Raw genomic sequence first — 17,860 nt, 5'->3', positions numbered from 1 at the left:
TCATGCCGAAGAAAATCACCGTCACCGAGGGCGAGTTCGCCGGTTGGCAGACCTATGACCTGCACGACACCTTCGACGTCGTGGTCGGCCCCTTTTACGGCAAGCTCGATCCCGACGGCCACATGCGCTGCGCCTTCCGCGCCGAGCAAAAGCATATGAATGCGGGAGGCCGGATGCACGGCGGCTGTCTGATGACCTTCGCCGACATCGCCATGTTCCAGATCGCCTATCAGGAGATGGAGGGCGCCTCGGGCGTGACGGTCCAGCTCGATTCCACCTTCATCGACGGCGCCTATGTCGGCGAACTGATCGAAGCGACCGGTCAGGTCACCAAGGCGGGCAAGAGTCTGATCTTCGTGCGCGGCCAGATCAACACCGGCGAACGGCTGCTGATGACCTTCTCGGGCGTGATCCGCAAGTTCACGCCGCGCGGCTGAACCGCACGATCAGAGCCATCAAGAGGGCGAAACCGGCGGCGGGCCAGAGGGCCGCCAGTCCCAGACGGCCGAAGGTCAGGGCGCCCAGCACCGCCCCGACGCTCAGCCCCGCCCACAGGGTCAGATAGGCCTTGTAGGCGTGCCGGTCTCCGCCCTTTACAGCGCCCGCCAGGGCCTGACCCAGCTTGACCAGGGTTCCGGTCATATAGGTCAGGCTGACCCCGACCTCTCCGTTCCTCAGGAAGACCGAATTCTCGGCGCCCATGGCCATGACCATCAGGCCGACGGCCGCAGGCGTCAGCCCCGCGCCCGCAAGAGCAGCGGCCAAGGCCAGCAGCAGCCCCTCGAACATCAGGACCCGGCTGCGCGAAGGGGCGTCCTCGCCGCCGGCGACCAGGGCGCCGAGAAACGAGCCCAGGACGAACAGGGCCAATATGGCCGCCAGATGGGCGGCCGCCGGCCATTGCCCTTCGGCGAGGCTGGCGGCCAACCGGGTGGAATTGCCGCTCATGAAGGAGACGAACACGCCGCCAAGGTGCAGAAAGCCGAGGGCGTCGACATAGCCGGCCAGACCCGCCAGCAGCAGGGCCAGCCAGCGATCCGATCGCGTCAGCGACCGCAAGGCGGCTCAGACCCCCGCCTTGGCCGCCGGCCGCTCCCGACAGGCGTCGAACCAGCGATGCAGGTTCTCGAACTCGGCGGGCGGGCGGTAGCGGACCAGCCGGGCGAAGTCCAAACCGACCACGGCGACGATGTCGGCGATGGTGAACCGATCCAGGGCGATGAATTCCCGCTCGGCCAGATGCCGGTCCAGGGTCTTCATGAACCGCTCGGCCGAAACCCGATTGTACTCAGCCACCTGCGGGATCTGCACCGCCTCCAGCGCGGCCAGGGCCGGGTGCGAGTGACGCACGTTCAGCATGATCGGATTGGACAGATAGAATTCGCACCGGCGCGTCCACATCTCGACCACCGCCTGTTCGCGGGCGTCGCGGCCGAACAGGTTCGGCTCTGGGTACAGGGCCTCCAGATAGCGGCCGATCGCTACGGATTCGGAAATGGTCTCGCCGTCGTCCAACTCCAGCGCCGGAACATGAGGCACGCCGACCTTGGCGCGATATTCGGCCTTCTTGTGCTCGCCCGTCAGTATATCGACGTCGACCAGTTCGACGTCGTCGATCCCCTTCTCCGCCATGACCCAGCGGACCCGCCGCGGATTGGGCGCGCGGTGCGAGGTGTAGAGCTTCATCGGAACGCCTCCGTTGTTTTGAGAAACGCTACTGCCCGAACACCGCCGCTGGCAAGGCGCCGACGATGGCGGCGCTCATCAGCGTGGCCATGAAGCCGGCGAACAGGGCCTTCCAGATCAGCCCCAGAACCTCATGCCGACGCTCGGGCATCAAGACCGACAGGCCGGTCACGGTAATGCCGACCGAACCGATGTTGGCGAAGCCGCACAGCGCATAGGTCATAAGCATCCGCGTCCGCTCGCTCATCGCCTCGGCCGGTATCTTGCCCAGGTCGATGAAGGCCACGAACTCGGTCAGGGCCAGTTTGACGCCCAGCAGCCAGCCGCCCTGCCCCGCCTCGCGCGCGTCCACCCCGATCAGCCAGGCCAGGGGGGTGAACAGGACGCCCAGAATCCGCTCGACCGTCAGCGGCTCGCCGAAGACGATCAAACCGCCCAGCATGATGTTGACCAGGGCGACCAGGGCGACGAACACAATCAGCACGGCCGAAATGTTCAGCACCACCATCAGCCCGTCCGAGGTGCCCTTGGAAATGGCGTCGATGGCGCTGTCGTACTTCAGGGCCGAGTCATAGCTGATGGCCTGGGCCGCCTGTTTGTCGGGCTCGGGCACGATGATCCGCGCCAGCAGCACCCCGGCCGGGGCCGAGACGATGGAGGCGACCAGCACGTGGCCGGCCGCGTTCGGCAGGGTCTGGGACAGGATGCTGGCGTAGGCCACCATGGTCGATCCCGCCACCGTCGCCAGACCGACGGTCATCATCAGGAAGATTTCGGACCGGCTCAGCTTGTCCAGATAGGCCTTGATGACGATCGGGCTTTCGATCGTGCCCAGGAAGATGTTGGCCGCCACCGCCAGGGCCGAGGCGCCGCCCAGCCCCATGGTGCGCTGAAACAGAAAGCCGAAGCCCCGGATCAGCCACTTCAGGATCTTCCAGTGCCACAACAGGGCCGACAGGGCGGAAATCACCATGATCAGCGGCAGGACGTTGAAGGCGAAGGTGAACAGGGCGCCTTCGTTCTGAACCGCATAGGGCTGATCGCCCCCGCCCAGATAGCCGAAGACGAACCGCGTGCCCTGCGCCGTCGCCACGGCCAGGCCGTCGATCGCCCCCGTGACGGCGGCCAGCACCGTTCGCGACCCCGGAATGGCGAACAGGGCCAGCACCAGCGCCGCCTGAACGGCGACGGCGCCGATCGCCAGCTTCCAGGGGAAGACCCGCCGGTTCTCCGAGATCGCCCAGCAGACGGCGATGATGACGACCAGGCCGAACAGGCTCTGGAGGTTCAGAAGGCTGAACATGAAACGGCGATCCCTGCCCGGCCCGCGCCGGCTTCATCCGCTTCAAGGACAAAGTGACGCGGCTGACAAGAGGCGTGCGCGTATCAGTCGATCTTCAGCACACGGTCCAGACTGACGGCGCCCGGTCCGCGAGCGATCAGATAGGCCAGCGGCCCGGCCCACAGCAGGTGTACGGGCCAGCCGCCCGGCTCGACGAAAACCTGGATCACCAGGGTCATGAACAGCAGGCCCGCCGCCGCCGGCCGCGTGGCCAGACCCAGCACGATCAGCATCGGAAAAAGGTGCTCGAAATAGGTCGCCAGATGCGCCGCCAGGTCCGGCGGCAGCAGGGGAACGCGGTACTCTTCGGCGAACAGATACCGGGTCGAGGGCTTGATCGTCAGCAGGCCCTCGACCTTGGTCCGTCCCGACAGGAAGAAGGGCGTGGCGATCCCGACGCGCAGCAGCAGGGCCAGGGCGGCCTCGGGCGCGGCGGCGGTGATACGTCGATGAATGTCCGCGATACGGTTCATGGTTGGTCCTTCGGGATCGAGGGTGAGAGGAAGACGCCGAGCGAGATCAGGCCGGCGAACAGGGCGGAAAGATCCAGACTGGGCGCCGCCGCCTGGACCGCAGCCGCAGCGACACCGAACGGTCGATGAAGGCGACAGGCGTCCAGGAAGACCCATTCCGCGCGGCTCAACCGCCGCGCCTGCACCTCGGCGCCCGGCCGGTGCACCAGCAAGCCTTCCGCCTCGGCCCGCCACTCGAGAGACGCGTCCGGGGACGGATAACGATGCGCCAGCCAGAGCGAGGGCGCCGTCCACTCGAACCAGAACAACTGAACCGACGGGTGCAGATTGGCCGTTACGCCCGCCAAGGCGGGGCCGAGCGCGGCGGCCTCGCGCGGCTCGAACGGCGCTGCGTCCTTGGCCAGATGAGCTTGGGTCCGGGCCCGATCCAGCCGGGCGCAGGGCGCCAGATAGGCCATGTCCGTCGCCGGCTGGAAACCCGCCAGCCAATCGGGGAAGCCTTCGCCGTAATCGACCAGCACCGGGGTGTCGCCCGGCTGGTCGGCGACAAAGGCGGCGGCGGCCGCGCGAAACCAATCTTCGCCAACCATCTGCAACACGGTGGGATAGTTGGCTTCCAGGGCGTCGATACGGCCCTTGATCGTCGTGTTGCGATAGACGGCCAGCGCACCCAGCGTCCGGTCGCCCGGCTCCAGGTGAGGCCGCAGAGACTCCAGATCGCCGGTCAGCGCCCTGTCGAAAGCCGCGTGAAACCCGGTCACGCCACCGCCTCCGCAGCGGTCAGCGCCGCAGCGGCGCGCGCCTGCTCATCCAGCAGGACCGAAAATTCCGGAACATCGCCGTCGCGTTCGACCAGGGTCGGCCGGGAACCGATGCGCGCGATCAGACGGTCGTAGAGCGCCCAAACGCTCTCGGAAACCGGCGTGTCGTGGCTGTCGATCAGCAGGGCCTCGCCCCAAACGGGATCGGGGCTATGGCCCGCCAGATGCACCTCGCCCACCAGCGCGCCCGGCACCGCGTCCAGCCAGGCCTCGGCCGAAAACCCCATGTTGGAGGCGCTGACATGGACGTTGTTGACGTCGATCAGCAGGCCGCAGCCGGTCCGCCGGGCCATCTCGACCAGGAAATCCACCTCGTCCCAGTCATGTCCGGCCAGGGCCAGATAGGCGGACGGATTTTCGATCAGCAGCCGCCGTCCCAGGGCCTGCTGCGCCTCGTCGACATGGTCGCACACCAGGTTCAGGATCTCGCGGCTGCGCGGGACAGGCAACAGATCGGGGTGATAGACCCCGCCGCGTCGCGACCAGGCCAGATGTTCGGACACCAAAAAGGGTTCGAACCGATCGATCAGGGCGCGAAAACGGGCCAGATGTTCGCGATCCGGCCGCTCGTCACCGGCCAGGGACAGGCCGACCCCGTGCAGCGACAACGGTCGGGCGGCGCGGATCGTCTCCAGCCAGGACAGGCGCGGCCCGCCCGCAACCATATAGTTCTCGGGATGAACCTCGAACCACAGGCCGCGCTGGGCTCCGGCCGCCGGACAGGCCGCAGCCTCCGGGTAGTGCTGGGGCTTCAGGCCCAGTCCAGCGGTCGGAACGGGGGACATCAGCGGTTCGGGATCGGGCTCAGCGAACCCTTGCCCTTGGGCGTCTCGATAGAGGTGCAGGTGCCCTTGGCGACCAGTTTCCAGGCATTGCCCTGATAGTCGCGCACCGAGGTGCCGGCGCAGGTGGTGCCGGGGCCGGCGGCGCAGTCGTTCTTGCCCGCCTTGGCCACGCCGTAGCACTTCTCCATGGCGGCTTCCTGCTGGGCGGTCGGGCGGTTCTGTGCAGCGGCGGCGTTGGCGCCCAGGGCCAGCAGGGCGCCGGCGCCGACCAGGATCTTGGCGGAGATAGTCATGGGATCATTTCCTGTGTGACAGCGGCCCGGAGCGGACCCGCTTGACAGGAAGGGTTTCGACGCCCGCACGGCGAAGGTTACCGGCGCCATCAGAAAAAGAACTCTCGCCGATCGTCGTCCGCCGTGTAACCTCCGCCCTGTCCGACGCGAATGGGTTGGGGCGTGGTCGACAAGGAAGCCGAGCTCAAACGTCTGATGTTGCGGGGTCTCGACGGCGACCCCGTGGCCTGGCGCGCCCTGCTGTCCGAAATGCGCGGCGCCCTGACCCCCTTTTTCAAACGTCGCCTGACCGGCTGCGAGGCCGACGCGGAGGATCTCGTGCAGGACTGTCTGATCGCCATCCACGCCAAGCGGGCGACCTACGACCGGTCGCTGCCCTTCACGGCCTGGGCCTATGCGATCGCGCGCTACAAGCTGATCGACCATTTCCGCCGCCTGGGACGACGCGCCGACGTGCCGCTGGAGGAGGCGTCGGTCCTTTTGGCCGAACACACGGTCGAGGACGGCGTCGTGCGCCGCGATCTGAAGAAGGTCCTGTCCATTCTGCCGCCGCGTCAGCGCCGCCTCATCGAGGACGTTCGGATCGGCGGCTTCTCCTTGGCCGAAGCGGCCAAGCGCAACGGCTTTACCGAGGGCGCGGCCAAGGTCAGCGTCCACCGCAGCATGAAGACGCTGGTCGCCAGCGTATCGCCCGATGAAGACTGACGACCTGATCGACGCCCTCGCCGCCGGGCTGGAGCCGGCCAAGCCCGCCATGCCCAGCCCTTTCCTGCTGGCCGCCGCCGCCGTGGCGGCCGTGGCGGCGGTCGGCCTGTTCTTGGGCTTCCGGCCTGATCTGGGCCAGGCGCTTCAGGGGCCGATCCCCTGGCTGAAAGGGATTTACACCGCCGCCCTTGCGGGGACCGGGATCTGGCTGGCGATACGGCTGGGGCGCCCCGGCGTCGATCCGCGCCCGGCGGTCTTCGCCCTGCTCGCCGTTGTGGCGGCGGCGGGACTGTGGGGCCTGATTGAGATGAGCCTGACTTCGCCTGAGCAGCGCATGGACGACTGGCTGGGCGGAACCTGGACCATCTGCGGCCGTAACATCGTGCTGGTCTCGGCCTTCGCCGCGCCGTTTGTCTTTCTCTCGGCGCGGAAACTGGCCCCGACGCGGCCGGCGACGGCGGGTCTGGCGCTGGGCCTGGCGACCGGCGGCCTCGCCGCCACCGCCTACGGCCTGCTTCACTGCGGCGAGGCGACCGCCGCCTTCGTCGCCACCTGGTACACGCTGGGGATCGCGGCCGCCGGCCTGATCGGCGCCGCCGTCGGCCGCTTCGCCCTGCGTTGGTGAGCCGCCCTCAGAGCTGGCGGCGCACCAGCTTGCCGTAGGTCTCCATCAGGTCCAGCGACAGGGCGCCGGGGGTGAAGCGGTAGTCGCCCACCTCGGCCACCGGCGTCACCTCGACGGCGGTGCCGGTCAGGAAGCATTCGGAGAAGTCCGACAGCTCTTCGGGGCGGATGTCGCGCACCACGACCTCGATCCCCTTGGCCTTGGCGATCTCGATCACCGTCTGACGGGTGATGCCGTCCAGAATGTGCTCGACGCTGGGGGTGTGCAGCACGCCGTCCTTGACGAAGAAGACGTTGGCGCCGGTCGCCTCGGCCACATAGCCGCGCCAATCCAGCATCAGGGCGTCGGCGAAACCGTTCCGCTCGGCCGTGTTCTTGGACATGGTGCAGATCATGTAGAGGCCGGCGGCCTTGGCCGTGGTCGGGGCCGTCGCCGGGTCGGGGCGGCGCCACTTGGCCCATTCCAGCTTCAGACCGCGCGCCTTGACCTCGGGATCGAAATAGCTGGGCCAATCCCAGACGGCGACCGCCAGATGGACCTTGTTGTTCAGGGCCGAGACGCTGGTCTGTTCAGGCCCCAGATAGGCGACCGGACGCACGTAACAGTCGGTCAGACCGTTCTTGGCGCAGGTTTCGTTACAGATGGCGTCGATTTCAGCGACGCTGTAGGGTATCTCGAAATCGAGCAGGTTCGCGGACCGCTTCAGGCGCTCCGAATGCAGCGTCAGCTTGAAGATTTCGCCGCCGTACATACGCTCACCCTCGAATACCGACGAGCCATAGTGGAGGGCATGGGTCAAAATATGCGTTTTCGTTTCCCGCCAGGGCACGAATTCGCCGTCAAACCAGATCCATCCATCGCGATCGTCGAAAGGAACGAAGGCCATTGAAACACGTCTCCTGCAGAAGTCTCCCTGTTAGAGCCCCCCGAATCGCTCAGGTCAACGGCTGGGATCGGGAGAATCGCGCATGAGCCTGACTGAAACCCGCTCTTACGGCCGCTCGGGACCCATCGCGGGACCGGGGGTGGGCCGTCATCTGCTGATCGTCGATGACGACGACCGCATCCGCGAACTGCTGAAGGAATTCCTGGCGCGGGAAGGCTACCGCGTCACCGGCGCCGCCCACGCGGCGGCGGCCAAGCGGATGATGGAGCTGATCGAGTTCGACCTGGTCGTGCTGGACGTCATGATGCCCGGCGAAAGCGGCCTTGACCTGACCTCCTGGGTCCGCGCCAAGGCCGAGACCTCCAAGACGCCGGTCCTGCTGCTGACGGCGCGGGGCGACCCTGAGGACCGGATCGAAGGTCTGTCGCGCGGCGCCGACGACTATATGTCAAAGCCGTTCGAGCCGCGCGAACTGGCGCTGCGCATCGACGCCATCCTGCGGCGCACCGGCGGCAAGCCGATCGGCCCGCGCGAGATCAAGCTGGGGACGGCGGTCTTCGACATGGAGCGGCTGGAGCTGATCCGCGACGGCGCGCCCCAGCGCCTGACCGAGGCCGAGGCCCAACTTCTGAAGACCCTGGCCCTTCACGCCCATGCCCCGGTCGAGCGGATGAGCCTGTCGCCCGACACCGCCGACATCACCGGCCGCGCCGTGGACGTCCAGGTCACCCGCCTGCGCCGCAAGCTGGAGGTCGATCCCAAGAACCCGCGCTATCTCCAGACCGTGCGCGGCGTCGGCTATATGCTGGCGCCCGACTGAGGGCGGACCCGACGCCATGCGGCTGCTGCCCGCCTATCTGTGGCCGCGTTTCCTGAAGCGGCGGATACCGACCTCGCTGTGGGGCCGGTCGCTGCTGATCATCGTCCTGCCCGTGCTGGTGATGCAGGTGGTGGTGACCTGGATCTTCTTCGACGCCCACTGGCAGACGGTCACGGCGCGCCTGTCGGAGGGGCTGGCGGGCGACATCGCCTGGGCCGTCGAAAGCTATGAGGACGACCCCAGCCCCCGCAATCTGGAGCGGCTGGCCAGCCGGGCCGAACGCTCCATGTCCCTGTCGATCGCCTTGCAGGAGGGGCGCACCCTGCCGACCGAAACGCGACGCGGGCCGATCGGGGTGGTGGACCGGGTGCTGGACCGGGCCCTCGACGCCCGCCTGGACCGTCCCTACTGGTTCGACACCACCCGCTACCCCGCCTATGTCGACATTCAGGTGCAGGAGCCGCAAGGGGTGCTGCGGATCATCGCCCCGCGTGAGCGCGCGGTGGCGACCCAAGCCCACATCTTCGTCCTGTGGCTGGCCGTCGCCACCATCCTGCTGATGGGGGTGGCGATCCTGTTCATCCGCAACCAGGTCCGCGCCATCGAACGTCTGGCCGACGCGGCCGAAGCCTTCGGTCGAGGCGAGACCGTGCCCCGGTTCAAGCCGCACGGCGCGCGCGAGGTGCGGGCCGCCGCGACCGCCTTCCTGTCCATGCGCGACCGCATCCAGCGTCATATCGACCAGCGCACCGCCCTGCTCGCCTCGGTCAGCCACGATCTGCGCACGCCCTTGACCCGGCTTCGACTAGAGTTGGCCCTGGCCCCGCCGTTCAAGCGTCAGTCCGCCATGCGCGGCGACCTGGACGAGATGGAGCATATGATCGACGAATATCTGGACTTCGCCCGCGGCGAAGCCGGCGAGCCGCCGAAGCCGGTGTCCATCCGCGATCTGCTGAAGACGGCCGGCGAGGACGCGAAACGCGCCGGCGCCGAAGTCGAGCTGGCGGCGCCGGAGGGGCTGACGGCCTCGCTGCGCCCCCTGGCCTTCAAGCGGGCCCTGGTCAATCTGGCGGGCAACGCCGCTTCGCACGGCGAAAGGGTGCGGCTGTCCGCCCGCGCCCTGGCCTCGGGCGGGCTGGAGATCGCGGTGGAGGACGACGGGCCCGGCATTCCCGAAGACATGTATGAGGAAGCCTTCCGACCCTTCTCGCGCCTGGACGAATCCCGCAATCAGAACCGCAAGGGTGTCGGCCTGGGCTTGGCCATCGCCAGGGACGTCGCGCGGGGACACGGCGGCGACGTCACCCTGGACCGCAGCGACATGGGCGGACTGAAGGCGATCATCCGCCTGCCCGGACAGGCCTCCATCGTCGCCCCCTCTAGCGAAACGGGGGGCCAGGGCGCATCTTCAGTTCGGACAGGGCATGGAGATGAACACGATGCGTAAACTCGCCTTTCTTGCGCCGCTTGCCGCGACCCTGGCCGTCGCCGCCATGGCTCAGGCGCAGAACCCGAACGTCAACGTCACGATCGGCCCCGACCTGCAGCGCCAGGTCGAAAAACTGGGCGATCGCGAAGTCAATGAACAGATCGCCGCCCTTCAGGCCGAGGTGGGCAAGGCGCTGGAGCAACGCTATCCCGGCGCCAAGGCCAATCTGGTCCTGAACGATCTGAAGCCGAACCGGCCGACCATGGAGCAGATCCGCCAGAACCCGAGCCTGGACCCCATCCGCAGCGTCTCGATCGGCGGCGCCGCGATCAAGGGCGAAATCGTCACCGCCGACGGCCAGTCGCGGCCGGTGGACTTCTCCTACTTCTCGCCGAACATCCGCGACGTCTGGGGCTACAGCGTCTGGCGCGATGCCGACCGAGCGTTCGAGCGGTTCGGCGACCAGATCGAACGCGGCCGCTTCTAAAGGGTCTCAGGCGCCCATTTCGCGGTTGCGGCGCACCGCCGCCGCGACCGTGTCGTTCAGCATCGCCGTCAGACGGCCGTCCCGCGCCATGGCCTCCAGCCCCGCGCGGGTCGAGCCGCCGGGCGAGGCGATGCGGCCGATCAAGGCGTCCAAGGGATCATCGCCCATCGACTCTGCGGCGGATCGCAGGGTGGCGCGGGCCAGAACGTCAGCCGTGCCCGCGTCCAGTCCCGCCGCCTCCCCGGCGCGCGCCAGGGCCTCTGTGAAGGCGTAAAAATAGGCCGCGCCCGATCCGGCCACGGCCGTCGCGGCGTCCATCAGGGCTTCGTCCGCCAGATCGACCGTCTCGGCCATCGGCTGGAACAGGGCGCGACCCAGGGCGCGCGCCCGATCATCGGCCGACCAGACCGAGGCCACCCCGCGTCCGCGCGAGACGCCGGTGGTCGGCATCACCCGCACGATGGGCCAGCCGCCGATCCCTTCGGCCAGGGTCGGCGCCGTGACGCCCGCCATGACCGACAGGATCACCGCCTGATCGCCCAGGAAGGGCAGAAGCGGCGTCATGACGTCGCGCCACAGGGCGGGCTTGACCGCCAGAACGATTACCTTGGCCTCGGCCAATACTTCGAGCGGCGGATTGACCCGCGCGCCCTGCGCCCGCGCGGCTTCTGCGGCGGGCTTTTGCGAGGGCGTCAGGATGATCAGATCGGAGGCCGCGACCGTCTGGGTCAGCAGCCAGCCTTCCAGAATGGCCGAGCCCAGCCGGCCGCAACCGACCAGGACGACGGGGCCTTCCACCGGCTGGGGATCAGCCATCAGGCGTTGCCGACCGTCTCGAACAGGCAGGCCTCTATGGCCTCCTGGGGCTTCTTGTTTCCGCGCACCATGAAGTCGAAGGCGGGGTAATAGCGGTCCGCCGCCTCGATCGCCGCATCAATCATCGAGGCCGCCTGGGCCAGGGTCGGCCGCTCGCCCATCGGCAGGGCCAGCGAATGACGGAAGACGATCTCGCCGTCCTCGGCCCAGACCTCGAAATGGCCCATCCAGGTGCGCTGATTGATCAGGCCGACCAGTTCATGGGCGGCCGTCTTGCGGCTCTTGGCCACCTTCAGGTCCAGGGCGCAGCACAGCTGCAGACAGTCGCCCTCGGGCCGCCAGGCGAACCAGAGCTCATAGTCCTTCCAGTCCCCCGCGAGCGCAAAGGCCAGATCACCGTCGTCGGTGCGATCGAACGGCAGGTTCTCGGCCGTAAGAACATGCTCCACGACCTCCAGCGGGTCGAAGGGCACGTCCGTTTCCTCGGGCCGGGCGATGTCCATCAAGTCTCTCAGTTCGGGCTGCGGCCGCCAGAATCACGGCCGTTAACAGAGTGGTAAGCCTGTTCGCGGATTCGGCTCAACCGGCTGCGTCCCCGGGTTGAGTTCCATCTGTGGACGTTCCCGCGGCGGGCTTGGTCGAGGTCTTGGCGGCGGGCTTCTTGCTGGCCTTCAGCTCGGCGATCTCGGCCCGCAGGGCGGCGATCTCATCCTTCAGCACATCGAACTCGTCGCGACGGACCAGGTCCATCTCGGCGACGATCCGGTCGGTCTGGGCGCGCCAGGCGGTCTTGGCCTCTTCGCCGGCGGCCTGGGCCAGGCCCATGGCGCCCGTCGTCAGCTTGGCGAACTCATCCAGAAGGGGATTGCGGGTCTGCATCGAAAGGCTCCGACTCGAACGTCGTTAACGGAGGGTCACCGACTATGGTGAACGAAACCTTTCTTTCTGCTGCTTCGGCGGCGCCATCAAGGCGTCGTGATGCGTCTTCACAGGCGACGTAGGCGGCGACGCTTGCTAAACCGCCCGTCGAGAGACTGGCCAGCATAGGAAATCCCCTTGCCCTTTCCCGAATTCGATCCGGTCCTGATCCATCTCGGGCCGCTTCCGATCCGCTGGTACGCCCTGGCCTATGTGGCCGGCATCGTCCTGGGCTGGTGGTACGCCGCCCGACTGATCAAGACCGAACGCCTGTGGGCGCCGGGCAAGCCGCCGATCAGCACGACCCAGTTGGACGATCTGGTGCTGTGGATCGTGCTGGGCATCATCCTGGGCGGCCGCCTGGGCTACGCCCTCTTCTACAAGCCGGTCATGTACGCCCAACTGTTCACGGGCCAGACCCTGGGCGAACGGTTCGAGCTGTTCCAGCTCTGGACCGGCGGGATGAGCTTCCACGGGGGCTTCCTGGGCGTCTGCCTGGCCATCGTCCTCTATTCGCGCGGCCAGAAGATCGACATGCTGCGTCTGGGCGACGTCGTCGCGCCGGTGGTGCCGATCGGCCTGATGTTCGGCCGTCTGGCCAATTTCATCAACGGCGAGCTGTGGGGCCGCGAGACGACCGTTCCCTGGGCCATCCGCTTCTGCAACGCCCGTATCCAGCAGATGTACGGCTTCTGCCCCGCCGGCGACGCGCCGCGCCATCCCAGCCAGCTCTATGAGGCGGGCCTGGAGGGGATCGTCCTGCTGTCCATCCTGTCGCTGGGCATCTGGAAGTTCGATTTGCTGAAGAAGCCCGGCTATGTCACCGGCCTGTTCCTGGTCGGCTACGGCGTCTGCCGCGCCGCGCTGGAGAATGTGCGCGAGCCCGACTTCGGCATGCCCGACTTCCCCCTGGGCCTGACCATGGGGATGATGCTGTCCATCCCGATGATCCTGGTCGGCGCCTGGCTGGTCTGGCGCGCCTGGAACCGGCCGCCCGTCGCCGCATGAGCGAAGCCGAGAGCCTGAAGACCCGTCTGGCGCGCGAGATCGCCCTGACAGGGCCGATGACGGTCGCCGACTATGTAACCCGCTGCCTGCATGATCCCAAGGGCGGCTACTACGCCTCGCGCCCGGCCCTCGGAGAGGGCGGCGACTTCATCACCGCCCCCCTAATCAGCCAGATGTTCGGCGAACTGATCGGCCTGTGGGCGGTCGAGACCTGGAACCGGCTGGGCGCGCCCGAGCGGTTCCGTCTGGTCGAGGTCGGGCCGGGCGACGGGACATTGATCAGCGACGCCCTGAGGGCCGCCCGCCTGGTTCCCGGCTTTCTGGAAGCCTGCGACCTGATCCTGATCGAGCCCAGCGGACCTTTGCGTGATCTGCAGGCCAGGGCCCTGGCCGGCGCAGACCTGTCGCCGCGCTGGGTGCGCGACCTGACCCAGATCGAGACCGACGCTCCGGTCGTCCTGATCGCCAACGAGGTGCTGGACTGTATGCCCGCCCGCCAGTTCGTCCGCACCGAGGACGGCTGGGCCGAGCGGCGGATCGGCGTCACCGACGACAACGACCTGATCTTCGGCCTGACCGCGATCACCGGCGGCTTCGAAAAGCCCGGCTTCGACATGACGCCGGGTCAGACTTTCGAGATTTCCGAACAGCAGGCGATCTTCGGCCGCGACCTGGCCCTGCTGATGAAGGCCGCCTCGGGCGCCGCCCTGCTGATCGACTACGGCCGCGCCCGGCCCGAGGCCGGCGACACCCTCCAAGCCCTGCGCCGCCACCAGAAGGTCGATCCGCTGGACAGTCCCGGCGAGGCCGACCTGACCCAGTGGGCCGACTTCCCGCGCGTGCTGGAGGCCGCCGTCCGCGCCGGCGCCGACGTCACCGGCTGCCTGGGACAGGGCGACTTCCTGCGCCGTCTCGGGATCGAACCCCGCGCAGAACGGTTGAAAACGGGGCGCCCCGATGCGGCCGCCGTCATCGACCGCCAACTGAATCGCCTGACCGCCGAGGACCAGATGGGACGCCTGTTCAAGGCCGCCGCAATCTTCTCCCCCCGCTCGCTGATCGTGCCGGGATGGGATCAATGAGCGACCCGATGACCAGCCTGGCCCCCATCACCCATCCGCTGCTGACCGCCGCCGGCTTCGACCACGGCTTCTTCACCCGCGCGGGCGGCGTTTCGACCGGCATATACAAGGGCCTGAACACCGGCGTCGGCTCCAAGGACGACCCGGCCGCCGTGGCCGAGAACCGCCGCCGCGTGGCGGCCCATTTCGGGGCTGACGCCGATCATCTGAACGGCTGCTATCAGATCCATTCGGCCGTCGCCCGGGTCGCCGATGCTCCGTGGCGCGGCGACCGACCCGAGGGCGATGCGGTCGTGTCGGCCGAGCCCGGCCTGCTGTGTTCGGTCCTGACCGCCGACTGCGCGCCCGTTCTGATGGCGGACCCTGAGACCCGGATCGTCGCCGCCGTCCACGCCGGCTGGAAGGGCGCCCTGGGCGGGGTGGTTCATTCCGCCGTCTCGGCCATGGAGGCCCTGGGCGCCTCGCCGCGCCGCATCCTGGCCGTCGTCGGCCCCTGCATCGCCCAGCCCAGCTATGAGGTCGGCGTCGATTTCCAGGAGCGGTTCGTCCACCACGACCCCGGCAGCGAACGCTTCTTCAAGCCCGGCGCGGCGGACGACAAGCGGCTGTTCGACCTGCCGGGTTTCGTTCTGTGGCGTCTGCAACAGGCCAGGGTCGGCCAGGCCGTCTGGACCGGCCACGACACCTGCGCCGACCCGGAGCGCTTCTATTCCAACCGCAGGGCGTTCCAACGCGGAGAGCCGGATTTCGGGCGGTTGATCAGCGTGATCGGGGTCTGACTTATAATCCGCTCACCCTCTCCCTCCCCGTCCGGGGAGGGCGAAAGCGTATCACCCCGCCTGCGCCAATTCCGGCACGCGCGTCACTTCCCGCCACGCATGCGGCGCAGCCAGCAGGGCGCGGACCAGCTTGTTGTTCACCGCGTGGCCGGCCTTGTAGCCCTCGTATCGGCCCAGCAGGGGCGCGCCCAGGACGTAAAGGTCGCCGATGGCGTCCAGCGCCTTGTGCCGCACGAACTCGCGTTCCATGCGCAGGCCGCCGGGGTTCAGAATCTGGTCGCCGTCGATAACCACGGCGTTCTCCAGCGAACCGCCGCGGGCCAGACCCGCCTGACGCAGGGCCTCGACCTCATGGGCGAAGCCGAAGGTGCGGCAGGCCATGATCTCCTTGCGGAAGGTCGCCTCGTCCACGACGAAGTCGATCACCTGATTGCCGATGGCGGCCGAGGGGAAGTCGATCTCGAACCGCATCTCATAGCGGTCGCACGGCAGAAGGGCGGCGTGTTTGTCGCCCTCGACGACATGAACCGTCTCCAGGATCTCGATATAGCGCTGCGGCAGCGCCTGGGGCCGGAAGCCGGCCCGGTCCAGCAGCCGCACGAACTCCAGCGCCGACCCGTCCAGGATCGGCAACTCCGGACCGTCCACCTCGACCACGGCGTTCGATACGCCGAGCGCACAGAAGGCCGCCATTAGATGTTCGATGGTCGACAGGCGCACGCCCGCCGCATTCTCGATCATGGTGTTCAGCCGGGCGTCCACGACCGCCTCGCCCGACACGGGGATACGGTTGTCGCGGTCGGCGACGTCCGTGCGCACGAAGACGATCCCCGTCCCCGCAGGCGCAGGCCGCACCGCCAGCCGCACCCGGCGGCCCGTGTGCACGCCCACGCCGGCGATGATCGCCGGCGCGATGAGGGTGCGTTCCTGATGGTCGTTCCGGACCGGCAAAGGCAAACTCGCTTCGTTACCGCCACAGCCCATGGGGACGGACTGCGGCACAGGCCCGGTCTAACGGCTGGCCGGCAACAGGAAAATGAAAGTCGGGTTTCGGATTGTTTCGTTCTGATACGGACGGAACGAAAAACGCCCCGAAGCCGGGCTTCGGGGCGTCGTCGTCAGTTTTTCCGGCGGTCAGTTGGCGAGACGGCGGAGAAAAGAGGGAATCTCCAGATCGTCGTCGGCCTGGCCCGCTTCCGGCTCCGGCGTCGACTGCGGCTGGGCCGACTGGCGCATCTGGGGTTGGGTGCGGCTGTAGACCGGCTCGGGCTGCGGCTGGGCGCGCTTGCCCCGACCGAACAGGCTCCAGCCGCTGCGGCGATGGTCGCGGTCGTCATAGTCGTCGGCGGTCGGCTCGGGCGAACGCGCGGCGTAGAGATCCCCCTGGGGTTCGACCGGGGCGCGGCTCGGCTGGGCGGAGGCCGCCGGGGCGCGCGTCTCATACTCCTCGACCCACGGATCGACGATCGGCTCCAGGGTGCGCGGCGCCGGTTCAGCGACGCGGATCACCGGTTCGGGACGGGGTTCGGCCGCAGCCGGGGCCTGAAAGCTGGGGACGACGGGGGCGGCTTCGATACGGGGTTCGGGCCGGGCCTCGACGCGCGGCTCGGGCGCCCGTTCCGCACGAACGGGCTCGCGATAGGCGTCCCGGGCCGGCTCCGGCGCAGCGCGCGACGTTTGGGCGCCGTACAGGCCGCCGGCCGAGCGGCGGGCGCTGTGATCGGCCAGGGGGGCCGTCGGCGCCGAGGGCTCGGCGCGCTGCACCACGCCCTCGTCCATGCCGGTGGCCACCACCGAGACGCGGATCTTGCCGTCCAGGGCAGGATCGAAGGCGGCCCCGAAGATGATGTTGGCGTCGCCGTCCACCTCGGCGGAAATGGCGTTGGCGGCCTCGTCGACTTCCAGCAGGGTCATGTCCAGACCGCCGGTGATGTTCACCAGCACGGCCTTGGCGCCCTTCAGGCTGGTCTCGTCCAGCAGCGGATTGGCGATGGCGTTCTGGGCGGCCATCAGGGCGCGATCGTCGCCGGACGCCTCGCCGGTGCCCATCATCGCCTTGCCCATTTCGGACATGACGGCGCGCACGTCGGCGAAGTCCAGATTGATCAGGCCCGGCAGGATCATCAGATCGGTGATCGAGCGCACGCCCGAGTGCAGAACCTGGTCGGCCATGCCGAAGGCGTCGGCGAAGGTGGTGCGCTCGTTGGCGACGCGGAACAGGTTCTGGTTCGGAATGACGATCAGGGTGTCGACATAGCGTTGCAGCTCGGCGACGCCCGCATCGGCCAGGCGCATCCGGTGGCGGCCCTCGAAGGTGAAGGGCTTGGTCACCACGCCGACCGTCAGAATGCCGCGATCGCGCGCGCATTTGGCGATGACGGGCGCCGCGCCCGTGCCGGTGCCGCCGCCCATGCCGCAGGTGATGAACACCATATGGGCGCCTTCGAGGTGCTGATGAATTTCATCGGCGGATTCCTCGGCGGCATTCATGCCGACCTCGGGGTGGGCGCCGGCGCCCAGGCCTTGGGTGATGGTCTCGCCCAGCTGGATGCGGCGATCCGTCTTGGCGAAGCTGAGGTGCTGCGCGTCGGTGTTGGCCACGACGAACTCGACCCCTTCCAGGCCGGCGTCGATCATATTGTTCACGGCGTTGCCGCCGGCTCCGCCGACGCCGAACACGACGATGCGGGGCTTCAGTTCAGTGTGTTGCGGCTTGACCAATGAGAGCGACATTCTGTTTTCCGACCTTCCGACCCTGCCCCTCGTCCCAAGGCGAACACCCCGCCGAATCACCTTGGTTATGAGCGCGTTAAGGATTGCACCCACGAGGGTTAAGAGATGGTTACGGCGATAATGTGAGTCGGGATTGGATCAACGCCCCAATTGCGGCAACGCTCAAAACAAA

22 protein-coding genes are annotated in these 17,860 nt (G+C 68.0%); 9 read left to right on the top strand and 13 right to left on the bottom strand.

Translation table 11 applies throughout. The features are described 5' to 3' along the window. The first annotated feature begins 2 nt into the window (after window positions 1-2). A complete protein-coding gene (locus AC1RKE_RS06850; protein ID WP_008262173.1) occupies window positions 3-437 on the top strand; it encodes a PaaI family thioesterase in 435 nt (144 codons plus the stop codon). Here AC1RKE_RS06850 and AC1RKE_RS06845 read toward each other — a convergent pair. The 7 genes from AC1RKE_RS06845 to AC1RKE_RS06815 all read right to left on the bottom strand — a co-directional run bounded on the left by AC1RKE_RS06845 (window position 421) and on the right by AC1RKE_RS06815 (window position 5,400). Continuing rightward, window positions 421-1,059, bottom strand: a complete 639-nt coding sequence (locus AC1RKE_RS06845) for a YoaK family protein (protein WP_152950854.1) — start codon at window positions 1,057-1,059, stop codon at window positions 421-423. The two genes, AC1RKE_RS06850 and AC1RKE_RS06845, sit on opposite strands and share 17 nt — an antisense overlap. A 6-nt stretch (window positions 1,060-1,065) precedes the next feature. Further along, window positions 1,066-1,686, bottom strand: coding sequence for a glutathione S-transferase family protein (locus tag AC1RKE_RS06840; RefSeq protein WP_228185476.1), 621 nt, complete (start codon window positions 1,684-1,686; stop codon window positions 1,066-1,068). Window positions 1,687-1,714: 28 nt separating this feature from the next. Then, window positions 1,715-2,989: a NupC/NupG family nucleoside CNT transporter gene (locus AC1RKE_RS06835; RefSeq protein WP_348683560.1), complete on the bottom strand. Its 1,275-nt coding sequence runs from the start codon at window positions 2,987-2,989 to the stop codon at window positions 1,715-1,717. A gap of 83 nt (window positions 2,990-3,072) precedes the next feature. Next, window positions 3,073-3,501, bottom strand: a complete 429-nt coding sequence (locus AC1RKE_RS06830; RefSeq protein WP_348683559.1) for a DoxX family protein — start codon at window positions 3,499-3,501, stop codon at window positions 3,073-3,075. After that, a complete protein-coding gene (locus AC1RKE_RS06825) occupies window positions 3,498-4,262 on the bottom strand; it encodes an HvfC/BufC family peptide modification chaperone (RefSeq protein WP_348683557.1) in 765 nt (254 codons plus the stop codon). Before AC1RKE_RS06825 ends, AC1RKE_RS06830 begins: the two co-directional genes overlap by 4 nt. Then, complete coding sequence (gene bufB, locus AC1RKE_RS06820) at window positions 4,259-5,107, bottom strand: MNIO family bufferin maturase (RefSeq protein WP_348683556.1); 849 nt, start codon at window positions 5,105-5,107, stop codon at window positions 4,259-4,261. The genes AC1RKE_RS06825 and bufB overlap by 4 nt, the downstream gene beginning before the upstream one ends. Then, window positions 5,107-5,400, bottom strand: a complete 294-nt coding sequence (locus AC1RKE_RS06815) for a BufA1 family periplasmic bufferin-type metallophore (protein WP_182713265.1) — start codon at window positions 5,398-5,400, stop codon at window positions 5,107-5,109. The genes bufB and AC1RKE_RS06815 overlap by 1 nt, the downstream gene beginning before the upstream one ends. A gap of 162 nt (window positions 5,401-5,562) precedes the next feature. Here AC1RKE_RS06815 and AC1RKE_RS06810 point away from each other — a divergent pair, with 162 nt between their 5' ends. Together AC1RKE_RS06810 and AC1RKE_RS06805 are read left to right on the top strand one after the other, a co-directional pair. Next, window positions 5,563-6,105, top strand: a complete 543-nt coding sequence (locus AC1RKE_RS06810) for a sigma-70 family RNA polymerase sigma factor (RefSeq protein ID WP_152950857.1) — start codon at window positions 5,563-5,565, stop codon at window positions 6,103-6,105. Beyond that, on the top strand, window positions 6,095-6,730 hold the full coding sequence (locus AC1RKE_RS06805) for an NrsF family protein (protein WP_348683555.1): 636 nt from the start codon (window positions 6,095-6,097) through the stop codon (window positions 6,728-6,730). Before AC1RKE_RS06810 ends, AC1RKE_RS06805 begins: the two co-directional genes overlap by 11 nt. A gap of 7 nt (window positions 6,731-6,737) precedes the next feature. Here AC1RKE_RS06805 and AC1RKE_RS06800 read toward each other — a convergent pair whose 3' ends face one another. Next, a complete protein-coding gene (locus AC1RKE_RS06800; protein ID WP_287394986.1) occupies window positions 6,738-7,616 on the bottom strand; it encodes a branched-chain amino acid aminotransferase in 879 nt (292 codons plus the stop codon). Window positions 7,617-7,698: 82 nt separating this feature from the next. Here AC1RKE_RS06800 and AC1RKE_RS06795 point away from each other — a divergent pair, with 82 nt between their 5' ends. From AC1RKE_RS06795 to AC1RKE_RS06785, 3 genes are read left to right on the top strand one after another with little or no spacing between them, the layout of a single operon-like run. Next, on the top strand, window positions 7,699-8,436 hold the full coding sequence (locus tag AC1RKE_RS06795; protein WP_183215000.1) for a response regulator: 738 nt from the start codon (window positions 7,699-7,701) through the stop codon (window positions 8,434-8,436). Between the two features lie 16 nt (window positions 8,437-8,452). Next, window positions 8,453-9,883, top strand: coding sequence for an ATP-binding protein (locus tag AC1RKE_RS06790; protein WP_233455820.1), 1,431 nt, complete (start codon window positions 8,453-8,455; stop codon window positions 9,881-9,883). Next, the gene (locus tag AC1RKE_RS06785; protein WP_054767037.1) at window positions 9,876-10,352 is read left to right on the top strand and encodes a hypothetical protein; all 477 of its coding nucleotides are present in this window, start codon (window positions 9,876-9,878) and stop codon (window positions 10,350-10,352) included. Before AC1RKE_RS06790 ends, AC1RKE_RS06785 begins: the two co-directional genes overlap by 8 nt. Window positions 10,353-10,358: 6 nt before the next feature. Here the strand turns inward: AC1RKE_RS06785 and AC1RKE_RS06780 are convergent, their stop codons facing one another. From AC1RKE_RS06780 to AC1RKE_RS06770, 3 genes are all read right to left on the bottom strand, one after another. Continuing rightward, window positions 10,359-11,168, bottom strand: a complete 810-nt coding sequence (locus tag AC1RKE_RS06780; RefSeq protein WP_348684914.1) for a pyrroline-5-carboxylate reductase family protein — start codon at window positions 11,166-11,168, stop codon at window positions 10,359-10,361. Next, window positions 11,168-11,671, bottom strand: coding sequence for a type III secretion system chaperone family protein (locus tag AC1RKE_RS06775; protein ID WP_054766514.1), 504 nt, complete (start codon window positions 11,669-11,671; stop codon window positions 11,168-11,170). The genes AC1RKE_RS06780 and AC1RKE_RS06775 overlap by 1 nt, the downstream gene beginning before the upstream one ends. Before the next feature lie 76 nt (window positions 11,672-11,747). After that, the gene (locus tag AC1RKE_RS06770) at window positions 11,748-12,047 is read right to left on the bottom strand and encodes an accessory factor UbiK family protein (RefSeq protein ID WP_348684917.1); all 300 of its coding nucleotides are present in this window, start codon (window positions 12,045-12,047) and stop codon (window positions 11,748-11,750) included. Between the two features lie 177 nt (window positions 12,048-12,224). On the opposite strand from AC1RKE_RS06770, the gene lgt reads away from it, so the two are divergent. The 3 genes from lgt to pgeF are packed head-to-tail and all read left to right on the top strand — an operon-like array spanning window position 12,225 to window position 14,955. Continuing rightward, window positions 12,225-13,094: a prolipoprotein diacylglyceryl transferase gene (lgt, locus tag AC1RKE_RS06765; protein WP_182713261.1), complete on the top strand. Its 870-nt coding sequence runs from the start codon at window positions 12,225-12,227 to the stop codon at window positions 13,092-13,094. After that, the gene (locus tag AC1RKE_RS06760; protein WP_348684280.1) at window positions 13,091-14,176 is read left to right on the top strand and encodes a class I SAM-dependent methyltransferase; all 1,086 of its coding nucleotides are present in this window, start codon (window positions 13,091-13,093) and stop codon (window positions 14,174-14,176) included. Before lgt ends, AC1RKE_RS06760 begins: the two co-directional genes overlap by 4 nt. Then, a complete protein-coding gene (pgeF, locus tag AC1RKE_RS06755; RefSeq protein WP_395941846.1) occupies window positions 14,173-14,955 on the top strand; it encodes a peptidoglycan editing factor PgeF in 783 nt (260 codons plus the stop codon). The genes AC1RKE_RS06760 and pgeF overlap by 4 nt, the downstream gene beginning before the upstream one ends. 51 nt (window positions 14,956-15,006) lie before the next feature. Here the strand turns inward: pgeF and lpxC are convergent, their stop codons facing one another. Both lpxC and ftsZ read right to left on the bottom strand, forming a co-directional pair. Beyond that, window positions 15,007-15,906, bottom strand: a complete 900-nt coding sequence (gene lpxC, locus AC1RKE_RS06750; RefSeq protein WP_191557937.1) for a UDP-3-O-acyl-N-acetylglucosamine deacetylase — start codon at window positions 15,904-15,906, stop codon at window positions 15,007-15,009. A 183-nt stretch (window positions 15,907-16,089) separates the two neighbouring features. Then, window positions 16,090-17,688: a cell division protein FtsZ gene (gene ftsZ, locus AC1RKE_RS06745; RefSeq protein WP_348684281.1), complete on the bottom strand. Its 1,599-nt coding sequence runs from the start codon at window positions 17,686-17,688 to the stop codon at window positions 16,090-16,092. Window positions 17,689-17,860: the final 172 nt, after the last annotated feature.

Source organism: Brevundimonas sp. GW822-FHT03E11 (assembly GCF_058801445.1).
Note: the sequence above shows the minus strand (reverse complement) of the source record. Positions and strands in the feature narration are given on the sequence as shown.

What these genes read in the sequence shown, in the direction of transcription:
- AC1RKE_RS06760 (WP_348684280.1), top strand. Translation starts at nt 13,091, where the DNA reads ATGAGCGAAGCCGAGAGCCTGAAGACCCGTCTGGCGCGCGAGATCGCC.
- AC1RKE_RS06805 (WP_348683555.1), top strand. Translation starts at nt 6,095, where the DNA reads ATGAAGACTGACGACCTGATCGACGCCCTCGCCGCCGGGCTGGAGCCG.
- AC1RKE_RS06840 (WP_228185476.1), bottom strand. Translation starts at nt 1,686, where the DNA reads ATGAAGCTCTACACCTCGCACCGCGCGCCCAATCCGCGGCGGGTCCGC.
- AC1RKE_RS06775 (WP_054766514.1), bottom strand. Translation starts at nt 11,671, where the DNA reads ATGGACATCGCCCGGCCCGAGGAAACGGACGTGCCCTTCGACCCGCTG.
- AC1RKE_RS06850 (WP_008262173.1), top strand. Translation starts at nt 3, where the DNA reads ATGCCGAAGAAAATCACCGTCACCGAGGGCGAGTTCGCCGGTTGGCAG.
- AC1RKE_RS06815 (WP_182713265.1), bottom strand. Translation starts at nt 5,400, where the DNA reads ATGACTATCTCCGCCAAGATCCTGGTCGGCGCCGGCGCCCTGCTGGCC.
- AC1RKE_RS06835 (WP_348683560.1), bottom strand. Translation starts at nt 2,989, where the DNA reads ATGTTCAGCCTTCTGAACCTCCAGAGCCTGTTCGGCCTGGTCGTCATC.
- AC1RKE_RS06790 (WP_233455820.1), top strand. Translation starts at nt 8,453, where the DNA reads ATGCGGCTGCTGCCCGCCTATCTGTGGCCGCGTTTCCTGAAGCGGCGG.
- bufB (WP_348683556.1), bottom strand. Translation starts at nt 5,107, where the DNA reads ATGTCCCCCGTTCCGACCGCTGGACTGGGCCTGAAGCCCCAGCACTAC.
- AC1RKE_RS06830 (WP_348683559.1), bottom strand. Translation starts at nt 3,501, where the DNA reads ATGAACCGTATCGCGGACATTCATCGACGTATCACCGCCGCCGCGCCC.
- ftsZ (WP_348684281.1), bottom strand. Translation starts at nt 17,688, where the DNA reads ATGTCGCTCTCATTGGTCAAGCCGCAACACACTGAACTGAAGCCCCGC.
- pgeF (WP_395941846.1), top strand. Translation starts at nt 14,173, where the DNA reads ATGAGCGACCCGATGACCAGCCTGGCCCCCATCACCCATCCGCTGCTG.
- AC1RKE_RS06785 (WP_054767037.1), top strand. Translation starts at nt 9,876, where the DNA reads ATGCGTAAACTCGCCTTTCTTGCGCCGCTTGCCGCGACCCTGGCCGTC.
- AC1RKE_RS06795 (WP_183215000.1), top strand. Translation starts at nt 7,699, where the DNA reads ATGAGCCTGACTGAAACCCGCTCTTACGGCCGCTCGGGACCCATCGCG.
- AC1RKE_RS06780 (WP_348684914.1), bottom strand. Translation starts at nt 11,168, where the DNA reads ATGGCTGATCCCCAGCCGGTGGAAGGCCCCGTCGTCCTGGTCGGTTGC.
- AC1RKE_RS06770 (WP_348684917.1), bottom strand. Translation starts at nt 12,047, where the DNA reads ATGCAGACCCGCAATCCCCTTCTGGATGAGTTCGCCAAGCTGACGACG.
- AC1RKE_RS06800 (WP_287394986.1), bottom strand. Translation starts at nt 7,616, where the DNA reads ATGGCCTTCGTTCCTTTCGACGATCGCGATGGATGGATCTGGTTTGAC.